This window comes from Micromonospora sp. CNZ299, from assembly GCF_002754415.1.
This window is the reverse complement of sequence record NZ_PEFG01000001.1, coordinates 5,484,130-5,504,806: the sequence shown is the minus strand read 5'-3', so window position 1 is coordinate 5,504,806 and position 20,677 is coordinate 5,484,130. Positions and strand designations below refer to the sequence as shown.

Sequence of the window (20,677 nt, the reverse complement as noted above, 5' to 3'; positions counted from 1 at the left end):
ACTGTCTGCCCTGGGAGGGCTCGGCTGCGCCTCTGACTGGCGCACGCCCCATTGGTGGGCTTATCCGGTGTTCCCCGATATCGACGCCGCGATGCCTTCGCGGAGGGCCGCAGCGCGTGCGTCGCCGAAACCTGCCAGAAGGGCGTGAGCCTCCCGCCAGTGCTGGCCGGCTTCCTCGGGGCGGCCCGCCGCCATCAGGGCAGCGGCCAAATGGTCCAGCGTCAGGGCGAGTTGCCAGTTGTCGCCGAGCTGCCGGTGGACTGCCGCCGCGCGGAGGTGGAAGGCGATCGCTTCGTCCGCCTGCCCCAGCTCCCGGTACGCCTCACCGGCGCCATCGAGGGCCATCGCCTCGCGGCTGCGGTCCCCGAGCCGACGTTGAATCGTGGCCGCCCGGTGCACGGCCTCCAGCGCCTCGGCTTGCCGACCGGAAGCGCGCAGCACCCGCGCATACTCCGCCAGCCAGTGCCCCAACCACACTTGGCTTGCTCCCTCGGCGGTGGCGATGGCCGACTCGATCGCGGCGAGCGCCTCTTCGACGCGGCCGAGTTCCCGCAGGGTCATGCTCAGGAAGAAGAGCGAGTTGCCCTCTTGCCCCCGATCGCCAATTTCCCGTTGCACCACAAGCGCCTGCTCAAGCAAGGCTGCCGCCTCAGTCAGCTCACCCAGCTCGTAGCGAGTCTCGGCGAGGTTGCTCAGCAGCAGGGCCTGCCACCGCTGGTTGCCGAGCCGCTCGAAGATCGCCAGACTCTCGCCGAAGTGGGTGAGGGAATCGGTGAGACGACGACTGCGCAGACCTAGCAACCCGAGCGCGTTGATCGACACTGCTGTGCCGTACTCGTCGCCGATCTCCCGCCGGATGACCAGTGCGGCCTGATGGTGTTCGGCGGCCTCGGTGAGCTGGCGGGCTTGGAAGTGGGCCTTGCCGAGGCTTTCCAGTGCCTCCGCCTCGCCGCGCCGGTCGCTGAGTGTGCGGGCTGCCGCCAGCCCGATCCGGGCCGTGGCAAACCAACTCTCAAAGGCGTTCTGATGCATGAAGACGCTGCGCAGCAGCACCGCCAGATGCCAGGCGGTCCGCGGTAGGCCGGCATCGGCCGCAACTCGTGTGGCGGAGACCAGGTTGTCCCGTTCGGCGTCGAACCAGGCGTCCGCCTCGGCGCTGGCCGCGAAGGCGAGCGGCGTGACGTCGGTCAGCGGATCCAACGGTACGGTCCGGTAGAAGGGCAGGGTACGGGCCAGCGCGGCGTCGGCGGTGTGCAGATACCAGTCCAGCCCACGGCGCAGTGCCACCTGCCGATCCTCTGCGCTCTCCAGGTGCCGGACCTGGTCGACCGCGTAGGCGCGCAGCAGGTCGTGGAGTTGGTAGCGCCCCGGAGCGCTCTGCTCCAGCAGGTGAGCGCTGACCAGAGCGTCGAGCGGCTGCCGTACCCGGGACACCGCCATGCCGGTCAGCGCGGCGGCGGACGGGGCACTGAAGTCGGGGCCAGGGTGCAGCCCGAGAAGTCGAAACAGTCGGGCGGCCGTCGGGTTCAGGGCGCGGTAGGACCAGGCAAACACCGCACGTACGGCGTCGGACTCCTCGTCTTCCTCGGCGGTGAGTGCATCCCACAGGGCCGACTCGTCTCGTAGATCCTCAATCAGCTCGCCGAGGGGCATGAATGGCCGGCTCGCCGCCCGTTCGGCGGCGATGCGCAGTGCGAGGGGCAGCCGAGCGCAGAGTCGGGCCAGCTCTCTCAGGTCGGCGGGGTCGTCGCCGCTGCGGTAGGGCGAGGTGATGCCCCGCAGCAGGGTGACGGCGTCTTCCTCGGTCAACATGCGCAGCGTCAGCCGTCGACCGCCGTCGCGGGTGGCCAGCCCGGAGAGCATGTTCCGACTCGTGACAACGACCAGGCAGTGATCCGTGCCAGGCAGCAGTGGGCGCACCTGACGCGCGGTGGCGGCGTTGTCCAACACCACCAGTACGCGCCGGCCGGCCAGTCGAGAGCGGTACAGCGCCGCCCGTTCATCCAGATCTGCTGGCACCGCCGAAGGTGGAACGCCAAGGGCCCGCAGGAAGCGGTCGAGGATCTGATCCGGCTGCGCCGGTTGGCCCGGATCGTAACCACGCAGGTTGGCGTAGAGCTGCCCGTCGGGAAACCTGCTCCGAATGCTGTGCGCCCAGCGCAGGGCGACTGAGGTCTTACCGACGCCGGCCGTCCCGGTGATCACCGACAGGCTGACATTGACGCTCCCTTCCCCGTCGGTCAGCAGCCGGTTGAGCGTTTGTAGCTCCTCCACCCTGTTGACGAAACCGCGGACGTCACCGGGGAGTTGTTGCGGTCGCTCCTGGGAAGGGGCCTCGCCGTGGAAGTGCACACCGCCGTACACGTCGCGGGCTTGGACCAGCTCCGCCGGTCCGGACAACGCGGACCGGTTCACCTGAGCGGGCCGCTGCCTGGCTCCGTCTGACCCGGCGCCTTCCATCTCTCACCCCGCGCGGGGAGGTCCCAACGGCGCCACCACCCGGGTGAAGAACTCGTCGAGCGGCTCACCGCCCTGGTAGAGCGACTCGATGAAGGATTGGCAGCTTGCCACCAGGCCGGGGTCACGCCAGCGGCGGGCGGACGCCAGCACACCGTCGGCGTCGTAGACGGCCTCATACATCACCTCGGCGCCGAGGGTGTAGATCTCCGGAACCGGTCCACCCGACTCGGCTGCCGCCACCGCGTCCGCGCCGACCACATGGGTCAGACCGCCGTACTCGTGCCGCAGTCGCAGCACGTGCAGCTCCCATTGAAGGTAAGGCGTGAGGGGCTCTTCGACGACCCGTACCCGTCGGGTGGCGAACCCGCTGTCGGCGATCCGCCGGTAGTAGCTCTGAAATTCAGGGCGGCGCGCGTCGAGGATTCGCAGCGAATCCTCCCACCGCCCGTCGGCAAACGCCTGCCAACCCTCGTCGCCGGGCTCCTTGAAGGTCTGCTGGCGTTCCAGCTTCCAGAAGCCCGGATCGCCGGTCTGCCAGAACCGATCCTCAAAGTCCGCCCAGTAGTCCGCCAGGCGAAGTTGCTCGCCAGGATCCCCGCGGAACAGGTCATGCATCAGGTATATCCACCTTCGCCGCGATCATTGTCGATCGGGGAATGATGATAAGCCGCTCGCCCGGATCCACGGAGACACCGGTTGGGAGTCGTTCCTGATACGTCTCAGTGAGGTCCTGCCCGATCACCGCGATGTCGCCATTGCTCAACTCCCAGACGTCGGGGCAGCTGCCGTCGCCGGAGGTGTTGCCCAGCTCGTGCGAGGACTTGCCCCATCGGCGCGTGAGCTCGGCGGTAGGGTCCGCTTCCCAACGCTGTCCGCTCACGGCGACCTCCGAGATCAGGTGTTCATGCGAGCACCGAGGGTAACATCGAATCTTCTTGATGACTGTCGCCCGTGTTGCGTCTCCACGAGCCGGGCGCGATGGCGGAAGGCGGACGCATGACAGACCCGATCATGGTCACCGCGGCGACGACGCTCATCGCGTGGGCGACCACCGAGCTGGCCCAGAGTGGGCGGGCGGCGGTGTCCTCCCTGATCGGATTTCTACGCACCCGATTTCAGCACGATCCGTCCTCACATGCCGTCATTGAGGGCGCTCTGCAGCAGCCGTCACCGGAGGCCGTGGGTCGCCTCGCCGAGCTGCTCGACAGTGAATCGCGCCGCGACAGGGCCTTCGGTGCTGAGCTGCGTGCGCGGTGGTCGCAGGTCGAGGTCACCCTTGCCGAAGGCGCCGGCGGCGTCGCGAACTCGGTCTCCGGTGACGTTCACGGGTCGGTAGTGCAGGCGCGAGACGTCCATGGCGGCATCCATCTCGGCGATGGCCCGGCTCGCCGCTGACGTCAGGAGCAGCGGCACGTCCCCAGCAGCGACGGCACCACGCCGCACGCGAAACAGGTTTCCGGCTGAGGAGCACGTACAACCGGACGAATAACCGGCGCCGGCCGGCTGCGGACCGGTCGATGTTATTGACAGCGGAGTTGCGTCGGAAGGGGCCGTTCGTCCTACTCGGATGACGAATGGTTGACTGCACTGAGAGTTCGGCGGAGACCGGAGGTAGTCGTTGCGCTATCAGATCCGCTTCGAGAGCGAGTTGCCCTCAGACGCCTTGCGCCGATGCCTGAGCGAGGACTTCGGCATCCCGCCGGACGCGGTCTACGTGGGGAGGACCGAGGACCGAGCAGTCGATGGCCCTCGGCCGGTCGCGATGCTCAATCCTCCAGACGAGGGCGAGGGTTTCGGCTGGATTCTGACCGGTGACGCCGAACTCGCCGAGGCCACCGGGCAGGGGGAGCGGGAGCTGGCCGCCACCTTGGCCCGAACCTTCGGAGTGCGGGCGCTGGTCGACGATGGCAGCATCCACCCCGACCGGTGGCTTCTGGTCAGCATTGATGGCAGCAGTGGGAGGGTCATCACCGACGAGGACGCTGCGGCCGACGGGGACCTGCGGGTCGTGCATGCTCTCGAACCGATCAGCGGTGAACCGCAACTCGCGGTCGTGCCGCCGCCAGACTGGGCCCGCGACTGGTGACCAGCTATCTGGCGGCGACCCGCCGCCGAATCGTGTTGATGATCGACGCCCTGCGGTAATCCGGTAACTCGACCCGCATTACCTGGATGAACTCCGGCCGTAGCGGACCGAGATTGACAGGGCATCCGGCGAGTTCAGCGCACAGGTCGACCAGCGGTCAGGCCGTGTGGTGCCCGTAACGAACCGCGTAGATGGCGACCGAGTGCAGGGCGGGAGCATCGGAGTAGTCCAGCAGCACGTACCCCAGGAGCTGGTCTAGATCCTCCCGGCGCAGCGGTGTTGGGCGCTGTGCGGTCGCAGGTCCGTCACGTGATTGCCGGGGCGATTGTGGGCAGCAGCTCTGTCAGGTCGATCAGTTCGACGTGCTTGGCTGGCCCGGCGGTGAAGTCGCGGACCGTCATCTCTGCCGAGCCGAACTTCTCGTCGAAGCGCCGACGCAGGTTGGGCGCGGAGCGTCCGAGTGCCCAGGCGGCAGACCCATTGCTTGTTTGGAGGTACCTGATGGGCAAGGGACCGGATACGAAGAGTTGGGCCTTGCGCGGTGGCCCAGCAAGGGCGAGATGCACAAGATCGGCGAAGACGCCGCGCTTACGCATGGTGTCCCGGCCTTTCCACACCGCCATCTTGAACTCGGCGACGCGACGGTCCGTCTCCAAGTCGAACAATCGGCCCGGGTCGTTGCCAGCAGCCAGCGACGGTCTACGGAGCACCCGCTCGCCGTCGTCAAGGATCAGCGGGAGGACTTGAGTGATCACGGCCGCGTGGATGACGTCACTGAGCCGGCCGGCGTGCTTCCGAACCTGCAAGGCAGCGTGCAGTACGTCGAATCCCAGCTCTGATGCTGCCGCCACGGCGGCGGCAGCATCCCGATCGACGCCGTTCAGGTCGGCTTCCAGTGCGGAGATCCGCGAGGTGAGGTCACCGGCGCTAATGAACGTCAGTAAAGTTGAGAAGGCATCCGCCAGCAGGTGCTCGTCACCGGCAACGATGGGCCCTGCCGGCGGCTCACTCGGGGCGCGGGTAGGAGAAGGCGGCCGCTGCTCTCCGGGGTGGCATTCGAAGGGCAGCGGGCTGGTCGCGAAACCCAACGCGCGTAGGTGGCGTAGTGCAATGTGCGAGGTGAACTCGTTGCGGGGAAGTGCAGTCGCTGCCTCGAAGGCCTGCTTGACGGGCCACCGGACCCCGTCGACGTCGACCCAGTGATTTCGGACGTCTTCCTGGACTCGGCCACGCAGCCGCGCTCGGACCGTATCGGCGTCGATTTGGTACTGCCGTCCGTTGAGCTGAAAATCGTGTGTCATGACCCGTTGTGCCTGCGGATCGTCCTCAGGAAGTTCTGGATCATGTTGACGTCTCCGTCCCTGACGACGTCCTTGCTGAAGTGCATGACCCGGTTACGTATCTCGCGGATCTCACTGAGGCGATTCACGAGGCGCCTACGCTCCAACCTCCAGCCGAGGCCGTTCCAGCAGCTCTCATCGCCAAGCACCGCCTGGTAGTGGGACATCGTCATCTTGTCGACAGAGCGGAAGGTCAGCCCTGCACGGATGCATGCTTCCCGGATAGTGGTCTCATCGAAGGTGCTGAGGATCAGCTGATGCAGCTCCCGGTCGATCTCGCCGATAAGGATGAACGGTGTCGCGGTCTGGTGGTAGGTCTGAACGACATCGGCGGCGGTGATGATGCCAGCGATTTTCCGCTCATGGTCCTTCACGAAGATGAACTCGTATTCCAGCAGTACGTGGAGTACGTCGATCAGGCGGCGGTCGTAGTCGAACACCTGGACATCGGGATCGATCGCGTCGCTGAACGTGGCCTCAGGGTTTTGCGCCCTGGCCTTGGTGATGGTTTTCCATGATACGACGCCATGGATCTTGTGAGGGTTTGCCAGGACCGGCAGTTGGGAGAAGTCGTCCAACTCCATGGCGGTGATGGCCTCGTCGAAGGTAGAGGTCGGCGTTACCGATATCAGGCGGGTTCGGCTTGGCAGGAGATTTCCAAGCGTCAGACCGATAGCGCTACCCGGCTCCTCATCCACCTCGCTCGTCGTCTCCTCAGGCCCATCGCTCGTGCCGTCTGCGGGTGGCGGCTGCGCCATGCCGAACCGGAGGACTCGCACTGTCTGGTCAAGGTCGACAGCGTTGAAGTCCGGCACCGTGGTCAAGCCGAAGTTCGCCAGGTCCGTCGTGATCTGGGGGGCTGCCTCGCTGTCCCGGTCCTCGACGCCCCACAGTCCGATGAGCTCACGAACGGTCATCGCTGTTGGTGTGCCTGTTTCGGCGGCCTGCCTGGCGTTCTCCAAGGCTGTCATGCGTCGTCCCACCGCTTCCGCCTGCGGTTCCTGGCGGTCCGTCACCTCAGCAGCGACACTCTTGATGAGCCGAAGGCGGAGTTCCCCCAGGAGAGGGCCGTTTGGTCCGACACGCCAAACCTCCCAACCTGGTACGGCGGTTACGTCGGCGACGGCGGCGGCCGCTCCCGAGGGCGTGTCGAACTCCCGCCCGTCGGCCAAGCGCAGCCGCCCTCGCGCCGTGACTGTCGCCTGATGTGGCATCGAACCTATGTACTGGCGGTAGTACAGAACCGCGCCCTCGTCCAACAGACCAGCGTTTTTGAGGTCGGAGATGCGGACCCGGCGTCCGTTGAGCAGGACCTCGCGGCGCGTCCGGGGCGGGTTGGGGGGCATGGATGCGCAGCCTAGGCGGTGATCGACACCGACCGGTGTCGCGAATCCGACTCACTGCCGTGGCGGGCTGTCGGGCAGGTCAACCCCGGTAAGGGGTGAAGTAGCATGCGGCGGTGATCCGTTCATGAGGCCTACCCTCGCCGCCGACACCCTGCGCCGAACCCTCACCCAGTACCTGACCACCACCTTCGGGTTGACCGAGGACGGCGTACGTCATGGTTTGGAGGGTTTTCTCTCCCACCCGGAGCAGGGCATCTTCCGCGGCCCTTACCTGCGGATTCGCACCCCCTTCCGGCCGGCGGAGGGGGACTGGCGGGCAAGCCTGGACTGGGCGCCGGCCGGCTTCACCCCTTACCTGCATCAGGCGAACGCATTCGCCCGATTGTCGACGAAGGGCAGGGCGGCCCAGCCGACCCTGATCACCACCGGCACCGGGTCGGGTAAGACGGAGTCCTTCCTGATCCCGGTGCTCGACCACTGCCGGCGGCAGAAGCAGCAGGGCAGGGCCGGAATCAAGGCGATCCTGCTCTACCCGATGAACGCCCTCGCGACGGACCAGACGTCTCGCATCAACGAGTTGCTTTCCGACCCGGCGCTCAGCCAGGTCACTGCTGGTCTCTACATCGGCGACGTGGCGGCCATCGAGTACGCGCATGTCTTCACCAAGCGGTCGGAGATGCGTCGCACCCCGCCGGACATCCTGATCACCAACTACAAGATGTTGGACCTGCTGCTCCAGCGCGCCGATGACCTGCCGCTCTGGGAGGGCGCCGAGCCGGCGTACGTGGTGCTGGACGAGTTCCACACCTACGACGGCGCGCAGGGCACGGACGTGGCGATGCTGCTGCGCCGGCTCGCCGCCGCGCTCGACCTCGATGAGCCGGAGCGGCCGCTCGGGCCGATCTGCCCGGTGGCGACCTCCGCGACGCTCGGTGAGGGCGGCGGCCGGGACGGTCGTACCGCGATCCGTGAGGTCGCAGAGCAGGTGTTCGGCGTCGCATTCGACGCCGGGTCGCTGGTGGGGGAGGACCGCTACGAGGCTGGCGAGTTCATCGCCCGCCAGGACTTCAGCCTGCCACTGCCCACCCCCGAGCAGCTCGCGGCCGTCGACGACCGTGACCCCGAGGCGATGATGGCCGAGGTTGCCGAGCTGGTCCTCGGCGAGCGCTGCCTCGACAACCCGACCCGCCTCGGTGACCTGCTCCGGCAGCATCCGTTGACGAAGGCGGTGCTCGACTCGCTCCAGGCGCGGCCGTGCACCCTCGACGAGATCATCGACGTGCTGCCCCGGAAGAACGCCACCGGCTGGGGCAGCGTGATGAAGACCCCGCCCGAGATCACGGCGAAGGCTCTCGCCCGCTTCGTCGCCCTGCTCTCCGTGGCGCAGAACCCGGAGGCTCCCGGCCGCCCGCTGCTCAACATCGAAACCCACCTGTGGGTACGCGCCGTCTCCCGACTGCTGCGCGGCACCTCCCACCAGGCCGCCTTCGGTTGGTACGGCGAAGCGCCGCGCGAGCTGGATCCGTACGCCACAGATGCGGACGTGGTTGTGGCCGACAACCGCTACCCACGGTTGCCGGCCATCTACTGCCGGCACTGCGGTCGCTCGGGCTGGATGGCGTTGTCGCCGGAGAAGGACCCGCAGGAGCTGGAGACCGACCCGGACAAGATCTACCGTGCCAGCGTCGGTCGGGACAAGCGCCGGGTCCGTGCGCTGATCGCCGCGACGGAAGACGAGGTACGCCAGCGCTCCCGTGGCCTGCTGGTCCTGGAGTACGGCCGTCGGGTGCGCCCCTTCGATGAACAGCGGGACCGGGAGCCCACCGACGACGCCGTCGTCGTGCTCGGCGACGTTCTCGACATCGACGGCGCCGAGAAGGACCGGTGCCCGTCCTGCGAGTTGGACCACGGCATCCGCTTCCTCGGTGCCGGCCTGGCCACCCTCGCCTCGGTGGCGATCACGCAACTCTTCACCGGTGGGGAACTTGATGAGGCCGAGAAGAAGACGCTGCTCTTCAACGACTCGGTGCAGGATGCCGCGCATCGGGCTGGTTTCGTCGCGAACCGGTCCTACTCGTTCTCGCTGCGTTCCCTGCTCGCCAGCCGGCTGGAGTCGGGAAAGTCGGTCGGGTTGGACGACCTGTTCGCCAAGATGGTCGAGGCGGCGGCGCAGCCGGAGATCCTCTCCACCGTGGTGCCGCCAGACCTGCACGATCAGCCCGGTGTCGACAGCCTTCTTGCCGGTGAGCACAGCGGCAGCCGGGAAACGTGGGAGCTGATCAGTGAGCGGCTCGTCTTCGCGACCGTGATGGAGACCGGGCTGCGTTCCCGGCAGGGCCGCACCCTGGAGTTGACCCGCAGCGTCGCCGTCGAGGTTGCCCTCGATGATCCGGCGCGGGCCGCCGCGATCTGCCGGGACGTCCACCTCACCGGCCCCGGTCACCTGGCCGGAATGGCGCCGGACGACGCCCGTTACCTCGCCTTCCTCCGCGGTCTGCTGGAACGGCTACGGACCCGGGGTGCGGTGTTCCACGAGTGGCTGGTGCCGTACCTGAAGCGCGGCGGCACCCGATGGCAGATCTGGGGCGGCCGGCCCGCCGGGATGCCCGCGTTCCCGAAGGGTCTGTCCGCGCCCGCGTTCCTGCTCGCCACGCCGAAGTCCCGCTCGGAGTTCGACGTGATCACCGCGCGCGGCAACTGGTATCAGGACTGGACGTCGCGCTGCCTTGGCCTCGACTCCGGTGACGCTGCCGGCTTCCTCAGCCAGCTGCTGCCGGCCCTCGCCGCAGACGGCGTGGTCGCCGTTGGCGACACCGAGGACGGCAACAAGGTGTACGGACTGATGCCCGGCCACCTGCGGGTGACCCGACTGGACGACGCTTCCGCCGTGACTGCCGGAGTAGGCTGCGACACCTGCCACTGGCAGCAGACCGAGCACCCCGACCGGGTGGCCGACTGGATCGGCCAGCCGTGCCGGCAGTACCGCTGCCGCGGCCAACTCCAGGCCGCCCACGACGACACCGCAGCCGACGACTACTACCGGCGGCTCTACCTGGACAGCCCGGTGTTCCGGGTCGTCACCGGCGAACACACCGGCATGCTCACCCGCGCCCAGCGGGAGACGGTGGAGAAGCAGTTCCGCGAAGGCGAGCGCTACACCGACCCCAACGTGCTCTCCTGCACGCCCACACTGGAGATGGGCATCGACATCGGTGCCCTTTCCGCCGTGGTGCTCGCCTCGCTTCCGCACGGTCCGGCCAACTACGTCCAGCGGGCGGGCCGCGCCGGCCGCAAGAGCGGCAACGCGCTCGTGCTGACCCTCGTGGGACGAACCGAGCGAGATCGCTACTACCTCACCGATCCCCGCGACATGATCGCCGGCCAGATCGTCCCGCCCGGCTGCTTTCTCTCCGCCGTGGAGATCCTGCGCCGCCAGTACCTGGCCCACCTGATCGACCTGGCCGCCCGCGGCCGCCTCGCCGGAGTGCTGCCGATGCCACGGCGGGCGCACGTGCTGTTCGGCCCGACGGGTTGGCTGACGGGCCTCGCCGAAGCTGGTCGACGCGACGGCGGCCGGCTGGTGGAGGAATTCCTGGCTCTCTTCGGCGACAAGGTCCTGCGGGCCGCCGCCGACCAACTGCGTGAGTTCGCGGTGGATGGCATCGTCCACCGGGTCAAAGAAGCCGACGAAATCTGGGAATTCCGGTTGGCCGACCTGCGTCGCCGGATGCAGGAGCTTGCCACCGCCCGGGGCACGTTGGTGCCCAGCGACCCGGACCACGCCCGCGAGATCAAGATGCTGAAGGCCGAGGAGGGGGCGGTCCGCCGCCGCCTGCGAGAGGTCAGCGCGGCTGCCGCCCACGGCACCCTGGTCGAGTTCGGTCTGCTGCCCAACTATGCGCTCATCGACAGCCGGACCGACCTGGAAGCCACCCTGACCTGGGAGGACAAGACCGACGGCGACCGTCGGTTCCACAGCGAACTTCGCGAGTACGCACGTCCCGCCCGCCAGGCGTTGGTCGAGATCGCACCCGGCAACAGCTATTACGTGCGGGGCTACAAACACGAGATCTCCGGGCTCGACGTCGGTCCGGCGGACCGGCCGGCGTACGAGCAGTGGCGGATCTGCGCGCAATGTGGCTACGTCCGCACCCACCTTGCCAAGGAGGACGCCAGCGCCTGCCCGCGATGCGCGGACCCGGGCATCGCCGATCACGGACGACTGTTCCAGGTGCTCCAGCCGACCCGGGTGCTGAGCCGCGACAAGCGCGACGACGCCCGCATCCGTGACGACAGCGACGACCGGGACCGACGGTTCTACGCCACCACCGTCGCCGTCGACGTGGATCCGGCCAAGGTTGATTCGTCCTGGCGGCACGCTCATGACACGTTCGGTGTCGACTACAGCCGGCACGCGATGATCCGGCACTTCAACCTTGGAGCGCAGCGCTACGACCGGGCGGCTGAACTCTTCGCGGGCGAAGAGGTGCGGATCAATCGGTTCCACACCTGCACCGCATGCGGCGGGACCACTGTTGATGGCGTCCCCGCAGTAGGCCAACAACTCGCCGCAGAGGCCTCCGGGTCGACCGTCGTGAAGGGCGCCGAGCACCACCGGCCCTGGTGCCCGCACCGGCGCTCGGCTGCCGCTGCAGACACCCACGTCGATCTCATCCTCGCCCACGAGCTGGAAACCGAGGCGCTGCGCATCCTTATCCCCGCTGCGACCGCCGTCGTGCAGGAGCGCATCGCGTCGTTCGCCGCGGCTATCCGCCTCGGCATCGCCGCGCAGTACGGGGGCGACCCGGCGCACCTTCAGGCCGTGTCGGCCACCATGCCGGATGGGCAGAGCGACGGAACACGGAACTTCGTGGTCGTCTACGACACTCAGCCGCAGGGCACCGGCTATCTGCACCGCCTCGCCAAACCGGAGGAGTTCCGCGCAGTCCTGGAACTCGCGCGGCAGCGAATTGCCGACTGCGTCTGCCGAAACGAAGGCAGGGCGGTGTGTCACCGCTGTCTCCTCCGTCACGCGCGCAACGAGCATTTTGCCCTGATGAGCCGCGACGAGGCGTTGGGCATGCTGGACAAGCTCCTCGACAGTTGGGACGTCCAGGAGGGCACCCGTACGGACGAGATCTCGCTGATCCACCAGGTCGAGAGCGAGTTGGAGATGCGTTTCCTCACCAAGTTGCTGGCGCTTGGCGAGACACCCAACTCGGGCCTGCGGATCGACCGGCGCACCGATCATGACGGCGCGCGCATCGCCGACCTTCGGTTCGTCCGGGACAACGGCCAGAGCGTCACCCACTGGCAGATGAAGCTGCAGAACACCGTTCGGGGCACCCGCCCCGACGTCCACTTCAAGCGCCTCGACGCCCCCTCACCCGAGGTGGCGGTATATCTGGACGGGTTCAAGTACCACGCCTCATCCCAGTACAACCGGCTCGCCGACGACGCTGAGAAGCGGGCCCGACTGCGCGCCCACGGCTACCTGGTCTTCGCGGCCACCTGGGACGACGTCAAGACCTGGGGGAACGCGGAGGGGCAGGGGCGGTGGATGCCGTACGGCGGACTGAGCAAGCAGACCGCCAGGGACAAGTTCCGCGGCATGCTTCCTGGCGCGGATCCCGCCGAGCTTGAGGACACGATCTGGGTCAATCCGATCGAACAGCTCATGCGCTTCCTCGCCGATCCTGATCCCAACCGTTGGCAGCGGCGGGCGGAAGCCGCTCTGTGGGGCATGCTCAAGCAGGCCCGGGACAACAGCACCACCGACTCCGTAGGCGTCGCGGAAAGGTTGAACGCCGCTCTGCGTGGAAGCTCTCTGCCCCCGTCGACCGCGCGGCACATCATGGTCGCCCGATCTCAGGACAACGCAGGCTGCCCGGTGACGATCGTCCTCGACGCGCGCAGCAAACCGATGGCGACGATGTCAGCTCTCGCCGTCATCGACGATCTGCCCGCCGCAGTGGCGGACGAGGGCCACAAGGACCGCTGGGCCGCGTGGCTCGCCTGGGGCAACGTCATCCAGTTCCTCGGCAATGGTGGCGGCGATGCAGGCCAGCTCGCCGTGTCCACGCTTGATGCCTTCGAGCCGGCCTCGATGGCGGTCACCGAGGGCACCGGGCTCGTGCTTGCTCAACGCGCGTTGCCGCTTGACGAGGAGACGGCAACGTGGCTTGGCGTCTCGGCGCAGCCGGCGGCCGCCGAGCCCGAAACGCTCGACACGGAGTCGCCGTGGCGGGACGTCCTGCGCTACCTGGACCCGGCCGAGAACACCCTGGACCAGCTCGTCCAACAGCTCGCGCGGCAGGATCTGCCCGCACCGGTCGTCGGTTACGAGTTGGGCGACCAGGGCTGGCAGGCTGAGTTGGCCTGGCCCGACCGGCGGATCGCGATCGTGCTCACCGGTCCGTCCGACGACCCGGAGACGGAAGATCGCGACCGGGCGTACGCGGAAGCGGGCTGGCATGCCCGTACCGCTCGGGAGTGGTCGGTTGACGAGTTGGCCGCAGAGATCAAGGCGACGAGCGGGGGAGAACGTCGATGACCACCGGAGCAACGACACTGCGGATGCTGGACCGCGCAGACAAGGAGGTCATGAAGCTCACCCGCGCCGACATCGGAGCGGTCTACGAGTTCATGCACAAGTTCCGGCACAACCCGGAGAACCCGGGGCTCAACCTGAAGGCGCTCAACAGCGACTCCCGGCTGATGTCCGCCCGGGTCAACAAGGACTACCGCGCGCTGCTGCTGCACATCTCCGAGCGCGACTACCTGCTCGTCGCGGTCAAGCACCGTGGTGAGGTGTACGACGACCTCTCCCGGTACGCGTACCGCATCAACCGGATCACCGGCGGCATTGAGCTCATCGACATGGCGCCCGTTGGTGACAGCATCATCGGTCGTGTGGTGCCGCCGGATGTGGAACCGGAGCCAGCGCAGAAACCGCTCTTCGACACGTACACCGACTCCCAGCTGTTGGATCTCGGTGTGTCCGAGCCGCTGCTACCACAGATCCGGGAACTGACCACCGAGGCCGAGCTACTGGAACTGCTGGACCGGGCGCCGCAGCTCACCACCGACGTGCTCTTCGCGCTCTTCGACGGCACCCCTTACGACGACGTGCTGCAACAGGTCACGGACCCGGTCCGCGCCGACGAGCCGGTCGACCCCGAGGACTTCGAGGCGGCAGTGGAACGGCCCGCCACGCAGGTGACCACCGACGACGAGGCGTTGCAGGCGATGCTCGGCGAGGCCTTCGAGCGGTGGCAGATCTTCTTGCACCCTACTCAGCGCAAGCTGGTCGAGCGCCGCTACAACGGCCCGGCACGGGTCGGTGGTGGCCCGGGCACCGGCAAGACGATCGTCGCCCTGCACCGCGTGGCGCACCTCGCCCGGCAGTTGCCAGACGGAGCGGACAAGCCGATCCTGCTCACCACCTTCAACCGGAATCTGGCTGCCGACCTGCGGACCCGGCTCATGGCGTTGGGTGGACAGGAGTTGGTGTCGCGCGTCGACATCGTCAACATCGACCGGCTGGCCAGCAGGGTGGTGGCCGAAGCCAAGGCAGGTGGCAGCCGCAGGGTGGTGGACGACAATCGGGCCCTTGAGCTGTGGGACGAGTTCCTCATCGAGACCGGGGAGACTGCCTGGGAGGCGGAGTTCCTTGCCGCTGAGTGGACCCAGGTGATCCTCGGTCAGGTGCTCAACTCGCGGACGGACTACTTCAAGGCCCGCCGCCCCAACCGCGGTCGCAGCCTCTCGCGAATCGAGCGGGACCAGATCTGGCAGTTGACCGAACGCTTCACCACCTGGCTGGAGAATCGCGGCGTCTGGACCTGGCGCCAGGTGGCACAGCGGGCTGCCCGCCTCGAAATGGACCGCACAGCCCAGAACACCGGCGTGGCCGGCGAGTCGTCCGGCGGGTTCTACCGGCCGCGCTACCGCCACGTGGTGGTCGACGAGGCGCAGGACCTCAGCGCCGCCCACTGGAAGATGCTGCGTGCCATGGTCGCCCCGGGCCCGGACGACATGTTCCTCACCGGCGACACCCACCAGCGCATCTACGACAACCACGTCACGTTGAGCAGCCTCGGCGTCAACATTCGCGGTCGGTCGTCCCGGCTCACCCTGAGCTACCGCACGACCCGGCAGATCCTCGCCGACGCCCTGCAGATCATGACGGGGGAGGTGTACGACGATCTCGACGGCGGTGAGGAGGACCTGGCCGGCTACCGGTCGCTGCTGCGTGGTGGCCGACCCGTGTTCCGTGGCGCCGCGACGTGGGCGCAGGAGCGGGACCTGATCGTCGAGCAGTTACGCGGTTGGGGCAGTCCGACGGACGGCTCGGTTGCCATCTGCGTACCGACCAAGGACCTGGCGGCGGACGTCATCAGCCGACTGGAGGCTGACGGCCTGAAGGTGGTGGAGATCGGCCCGGACGGCCCGAAGCGCCCTGACGGCGTGCACATCGGCACGATGCACCGGTTCAAGGGCCTCGAGTACCAGCGCATGATCATCGCTGGGGTCAGCGACGGCCTGGTGCCTCGGCAGATGATCAGCAGGCACCGGGACACCGACCCGAAGCGCTACCAGCGCGAACGCCAGCGTGACCGGTCCTTGCTGTTCGTCGCCGCCACCCGTGCGCGTGACGAGCTTGCGGTGTTCTGGCACGGCACGCCCAGCCCGTTCCTGACCGGGCGGCTCGTGCAGCGACAGCTAGCCTGATTGCCGCTCCTGCTCAGCGGGTCGGCGTGGGATGCGGGGAGGCTGTAGGTGCAGGCGGGGGATCGTATCGGTGATCGGTACGAGTTGACGTATCCGGTCGGTCGCGGAGGAATGGGTCAGGTCTGGGCGGGCTTCGACGAGCGACTTGACCGGCCGGTGGCGATCAAGTTTCTCCGGCAGTTGGAGGTGCCGGAGGACGAGCGCGAGACGGCGGGCAAGCGCTTCCGGCGGGAGGCGAGAGCAACCGCCAGGCTCGACCATCCTGGCGTGCCGGCCGTGCACGACCTGGGCGTGCACGGTGAAGACCTCTTCCTCGTCATGCAGCTCGTGCCGGGGATCGTCCTCGCCGACCACATCGCCGAGCAGGAACGACTGCCTGTCGGCGAGGCGGCTTCCATTGCCACGCAGGTCTGTTCGGTGCTCGTGGCCGCCCACGCCGCCTCCCTCGTACACCGTGACCTGAAGCCCCAGAACCTCATGATCACCCCGTCGAGGGTGGTCAAGGTGCTCGATTTCGGTGTGGCGGCGCTGCTCGGCCCGGCCGAGGCATCCCGCCTCACCGCAACCGGGCGGACACTCGGGACCCCCGCCTACATCGCACCCGAGCAGGCCCAGGGTGGACCTGTCGGGCCTTCTGCCGACCTGTACGCCTTGGGCTGCATCCTTTTCGAGATGCTTGGTGGGCACCCTCCGTATGAGGCGGTAAACGCCCCGGAGATGATGCGCCGTCATATCAATGCGCCCATTCCCATCATCACTGAATATCGATCGGACGTCCCCGATGACCTGGCGCACCTCATCTACTGCCTGCTGGCCAAGGACCCAGCGGAAAGACCAGCATCGGCCGGTGAGGTTCGTCAGCTCCTGATGCCTTTCCTCGACGACGGCGACTCTCCGGGGCTGGTGGCCGCCCGAACGGACAACACGTTCTCCAGCACTGCCCCGCACACCGCCCCCGTTCCGGTTCCGCCGCAGAGATCCCCACAGAACCTGGTGGAGTTGCGGGCGCAGGCGAGGGAGCTCGCCGAGAACGAGCGTTTCGTGCAGGCTGCCGAGATGTTGGAGCGGGCCCTCCGCATGGTGCCGCAAGGTGGCGAGCGGCTCGCCACCGAGATCGTGGCGCTACGAGTGGATCTCGCGAACCTTTTGATGCTCGCAGGTGACTTCCGGCAGGCGCATCACGCGTTCGCGGCGCTGGCTCGAGACCTCGATCAGTCGGACGAGGAGCATGATCTTGTCGAGGAGTGCCGACAGCAGGCATTGGCCTGCAACCTTGAAATGGGCGAATCCACCGACGCCCCCGGCCCGCTCTCAATCCGCTGACGTTCCACCCCGCAACACTGCATCAGCCGCTCCTGCAACTCACACTGATTGCAGCAAAGAAAATCAATGCATACGGGCGAAATCGCTGCCTGAAACATTGCGTCTCCACTCCCGCCCATCGCAGGCTGATCCCAGCACGGCGGCCGGCCGGTCCCCCCGAACGGCCGCCGTGCTTCCCCGAACAACCCACGTTGAGCGGCCGTGATGCCGTACCACCGAGAGCAGCTGCGGTGTCCGGGCGGGGTGTGTCTGCCGCACCGGATGAGCGAGCATGCCCGCCCTGTCCACGATCAGGAAGGCGGATGGACATGAACGCTCGCAACCAGCGACCAACCCCAGTCGGCGGTGGCGCGACCTACCGTTCTGCCGCGTACACCAGTCTGTTGCCGTGGCAGGTGCGCGAGCGCCGCTTCGCGCCGACCGGGCTCCTGCGTCGCGGTCTGAACCCCGACGACGTGTACGCCTTCCTCGACCGGGTCGCCGTCGACATGGCAGCCGTCTACGCGGCTCTCGCCGAGAGCCGCCGCGAGACGGCCCGGATCAAGGGCGCGCTGCGTCGCTGGCAGACCGATCAGGCCCGTGCCCGCAACGAGCGGGGCCAGGCTCGATGAGCCAGCGGTACGTCATTCACCTGCCCGTCGTCGCCAACGACCTGCCTGCCGCGCAACGGCTGGCCAGGGTCATCGGCCGGTGGATGCTGGTGCTGCCGATGGCCGACCCGGGGGAGACGACCGTCTCCGAGGAGGACCAGCAGTTCCTCCGCCACCGGGTCTTCTGCGACCTGCGGATGCCCGGCGGCCGGCGCTGCCTCCTCCGGGACGGCCACGACGGCCCCTGCGCCCGCCGGCTGCGCAGATGACCGTTGCGCGACAAAGGGGCAGGCCACCTCCCGGGTCCGGGAGGTGGCCTGCGAGCCGCGTGAGACGCGACGAACTACCGGTTGATCAGCCCGCTCGGCAGGAGGCGAGCACGCCGACCACGCCGACACCGGTCCGCTTGAGCGGCAGCCTGGTCGACGCTGCCGGGCAGCGGGGCACAGCCAGGTCGTAGACGCCCCGACCGAAGGTCGCCGCGGTGAGCTGCCGGCTCGGCTCGTGGTAACGCAGGTACATCACGGCCGCCTGCGGCAGATTGGTGCCCAGCGCCGCCCACTCGCCACCGTTCCACGCCGACATGAACACCCCGACGTCGGTGCCGACCAGCAGCAGGCCGTCGGCGGTCGGGACGACGAAGTTCACCGGCGCGTCCGGCAGGCCCCGGCCGATGTTGCTCCAGGTGCGACCGCCGTCGCGGGTCATCATCACGTGCGACCGGTCGCTACCGGACCGGAAGGCGGAGAAGGTGGCGTAGGCGATGTTCTTGTCGGCGGGGTTCACCGCCACCCGGGTGACCCAGGTGCCGGGCAGTTGCCCCGGGTCGACCTGCTGCCAGTTCTGCCCGAGGTCGTCGGTCCACCACAGCCTCCCGTCGTCGGTGCCGACGTAGAGCTTGTTGCCGTCGGTGGGCGCGGCGGCGACGGTGGTGATCGTGCCCCACGGGTAGCCGTTCGGATCGTTGGGGCCGCCGCCGGTGAGGTCCGGGCTGATCGGCGTCCAGGTGCGGCCGTTGTCCGTCGAGCGGTTGAGGATGTTTCCCGCGTAGTACATGACATTCGGGTCGCTCGGGTCGAACTGCAGCGGGGTCAGCCAGTTGCGCCGCTCCGAGGTCGTCTGCCCGGTGCCGATGGTCTGGCGGGGAGTGCCGCCGGAGTTCTCCGACCGGTAGCAGGAGCCGTACTGGCTGCACCCGAAGACGATGTTCGGGGCTTCCGGGTGGATGACCACCTGGAGGCCGTCACCGCAGCCGATGGCGTTCCACGGGCCACCGACGCCGTTGTAGCCACGATTGCAGCCGTTGTCCTGCGCGCCACCGACCTTTAGCACGGGATCGCTCTGCGCCACGTCCACCGTGTAGAACTGGGTGTAGGGCTCGTAGGTCGCCTTGATCCAGTCGCTTGCGCCGTTCACCTCGGATCGGTAGAGGCCGCCGTCGTTGCCCAGGTAGACCCGGCCGGGCACCTTCGGGTCCCAGCGCATCGCGTGCTGGTCGGCGTGTACGCCGCTGACCGACGTGAAGCTCTGCGCGCCGTTGGTCGAGCGCATCAGGTTGACCCCGGTGAGGAAGACGTGGTCGGCGTTGCCGGGGTCGACGAAGAGCTTGCCGAACCACCAGCTGAACGTGGACTGGGATGCCTGACCGGCGGTGACCGGGGTCTGCGTCCAGCTGTCGCCGCCGTCGTCGGAGCGGTAGAAGGCGCGGAACGGGCCGAGTGCGGTGCCGACGTACGCGTACAGCCGCTGGGGGTTGTCCGGGGCGACCGCGAGGCCCCAGCGGCCCTGGTCGGCGTCGGTGGGCAGACCGTTGGTCATCCGCGACCAGGTGCGGCCGGCGTCGTCGGAGCGCCAGAGGCTGGAGCCGAGCCCGCCGTACGTGCGCTGATGTGGTTCGCGCAGGTGGTCCCACATGGCCGCGTACATGCGGCGCGGGTTACTCGGGTCGATGACGACCTCGGTGGCGCCGGTGGTGGCGTTCGGCGGCGCGAGCACCTGCCTCCAGCTGGTCCCGCCATTCTCCGAGAGGTAGACGCCGCGCTGGCCACCCGGTACGAAGAGGTTGCCGCTGGCGGCGGCGAAGATCCGGTCCTCGTTGCTCGGGTCGATGGCGAAGCGGCCGATGGCGTGGCTGTCCTTCAGCCCGACGTGCCGCCAGGTCTTCCCTCGGTCCTTCGAGCGGTAGATGCCGTCGCCGCCGAAGGTGATCGAGCCGCCACCCGGCTGGGCCTCGCCGGTGCCGGCGAAGAGGACGCCGTCGCTGGTCATTGCGACCGCGCCCATGCTCTGCGTCCAGTCGTCCGGCCAGGCCGTCTCGAATGTGGCGCCGGCGTCGTCGGACTTCCAGACGCCGCCGGAGGCGGCGGCGATGAAGATCTGGTCGGGGACCTTCGGGTCGACAGCGATGTCCACGACACGGCCGCCGATGTTGCTGGGCCCGAAGAAGTTCCACTTTCGCTGCGCCAGGTCCCGGTAGAGGAGGCGGGTGCGCAGGTTGAGATCGTGGGCCTCGCCGCGAGCCTTCGCGTACTTGGCCACCGAGAGGTCCCGGCTGCCGTCGCTCATCCGCTGGGCGGTCATCCACTCGTCGGGGATTTCCATCGGGCCGGTGGGCGAGTTGGTGGCCAGCGACTCCTGAACCGGCCGGGGCGCGGACGAGGCGGTGACCGCGAGTGCGATGACCAGCCCCATGCTCGTTGTCATCGCGAGGCCGCGGTACCTTCGGGCGAGCGTGAGTCTCATGCAGTCTCCCTGTCCACGCGCCATGGCGACCGGAAAGTGGTCCAGTGCGCACGCTAG

The 20,677-nt window shown here is 68.0% G+C and carries 13 protein-coding genes; 7 read left to right on the top strand and 6 right to left on the bottom strand.

Translation table 11 applies throughout. From position 1 onward, the window contains the following. Positions 1-60: 60 nt before the first annotated feature. The 3 genes from CLT68_RS25075 to CLT68_RS25065 form a co-directional block, all read right to left on the bottom strand. Positions 61-2,400, bottom strand: coding sequence for a tetratricopeptide repeat protein (locus CLT68_RS25075; RefSeq protein ID WP_199177137.1), 2,340 nt, complete (start codon positions 2,398-2,400; stop codon positions 61-63). Between the two features lie 63 nt (positions 2,401-2,463). Further along, positions 2,464-3,075: a DUF6879 family protein gene (locus tag CLT68_RS25070; protein ID WP_099854563.1), complete on the bottom strand. Its 612-nt coding sequence runs from the start codon at positions 3,073-3,075 to the stop codon at positions 2,464-2,466. Continuing rightward, positions 3,068-3,340 carry a hypothetical protein gene (locus CLT68_RS25065; protein ID WP_099854561.1) on the bottom strand — a complete coding sequence of 91 codons (273 nt, stop codon included), beginning with the start codon at positions 3,338-3,340 and terminating at the stop codon, positions 3,068-3,070. The genes CLT68_RS25070 and CLT68_RS25065 overlap by 8 nt, the downstream gene beginning before the upstream one ends. A 116-nt stretch (positions 3,341-3,456) precedes the next feature. On the opposite strand from CLT68_RS25065, the gene CLT68_RS32675 reads away from it, so the two are divergent. Beyond that, the gene (locus tag CLT68_RS32675; RefSeq protein ID WP_143743236.1) at positions 3,457-3,855 is read left to right on the top strand and encodes a hypothetical protein; all 399 of its coding nucleotides are present in this window, start codon (positions 3,457-3,459) and stop codon (positions 3,853-3,855) included. A 367-nt stretch (positions 3,856-4,222) separates the two neighbouring features. Next, positions 4,223-4,546 carry a hypothetical protein gene (locus tag CLT68_RS25055; protein ID WP_486482308.1) on the top strand — a complete coding sequence of 108 codons (324 nt, stop codon included), beginning with the start codon at positions 4,223-4,225 and terminating at the stop codon, positions 4,544-4,546. Positions 4,547-4,851: 305 nt separating this feature from the next. Here the strand turns inward: CLT68_RS25055 and CLT68_RS25050 are convergent, their stop codons facing one another. Then, on the bottom strand, positions 4,852-5,847 hold the full coding sequence (locus CLT68_RS25050; RefSeq protein WP_199177136.1) for a hypothetical protein: 996 nt from the start codon (positions 5,845-5,847) through the stop codon (positions 4,852-4,854). Further along, positions 5,844-7,232, bottom strand: a complete 1,389-nt coding sequence (locus tag CLT68_RS25045; protein ID WP_099854555.1) for a restriction system modified-DNA reader domain-containing protein — start codon at positions 7,230-7,232, stop codon at positions 5,844-5,846. Before CLT68_RS25045 ends, CLT68_RS25050 begins: the two co-directional genes overlap by 4 nt. 124 nt (positions 7,233-7,356) lie before the next feature. Here CLT68_RS25045 and CLT68_RS25040 point away from each other — a divergent pair, with 124 nt between their 5' ends. From CLT68_RS25040 to CLT68_RS25020, 5 genes are all read left to right on the top strand, one after another. Then, on the top strand, positions 7,357-13,785 hold the full coding sequence (locus CLT68_RS25040) for a DEAD/DEAH box helicase (RefSeq protein ID WP_099854553.1): 6,429 nt from the start codon (positions 7,357-7,359) through the stop codon (positions 13,783-13,785). Then, positions 13,782-15,965, top strand: a complete 2,184-nt coding sequence (locus CLT68_RS25035) for a UvrD-helicase domain-containing protein (RefSeq protein WP_099854551.1) — start codon at positions 13,782-13,784, stop codon at positions 15,963-15,965. The genes CLT68_RS25040 and CLT68_RS25035 overlap by 4 nt, the downstream gene beginning before the upstream one ends. 48 nt (positions 15,966-16,013) lie before the next feature. Further along, positions 16,014-17,288, top strand: coding sequence for a serine/threonine-protein kinase (locus CLT68_RS25030; RefSeq protein ID WP_099854550.1), 1,275 nt, complete (start codon positions 16,014-16,016; stop codon positions 17,286-17,288). A gap of 302 nt (positions 17,289-17,590) precedes the next feature. After that, positions 17,591-17,899: a DivIVA domain-containing protein gene (locus CLT68_RS25025; RefSeq protein WP_099854548.1), complete on the top strand. Its 309-nt coding sequence runs from the start codon at positions 17,591-17,593 to the stop codon at positions 17,897-17,899. Continuing rightward, complete coding sequence (locus CLT68_RS25020) at positions 17,896-18,147, top strand: hypothetical protein (RefSeq protein ID WP_099854547.1); 252 nt, start codon at positions 17,896-17,898, stop codon at positions 18,145-18,147. Before CLT68_RS25025 ends, CLT68_RS25020 begins: the two co-directional genes overlap by 4 nt. Positions 18,148-18,232: 85 nt before the next feature. Here CLT68_RS25020 and CLT68_RS25015 read toward each other — a convergent pair whose 3' ends face one another. Next, positions 18,233-20,581, bottom strand: coding sequence for a WD40/YVTN/BNR-like repeat-containing protein (locus CLT68_RS25015; RefSeq protein ID WP_486482307.1), 2,349 nt, complete (start codon positions 20,579-20,581; stop codon positions 18,233-18,235). Positions 20,582-20,677: the final 96 nt, after the last annotated feature.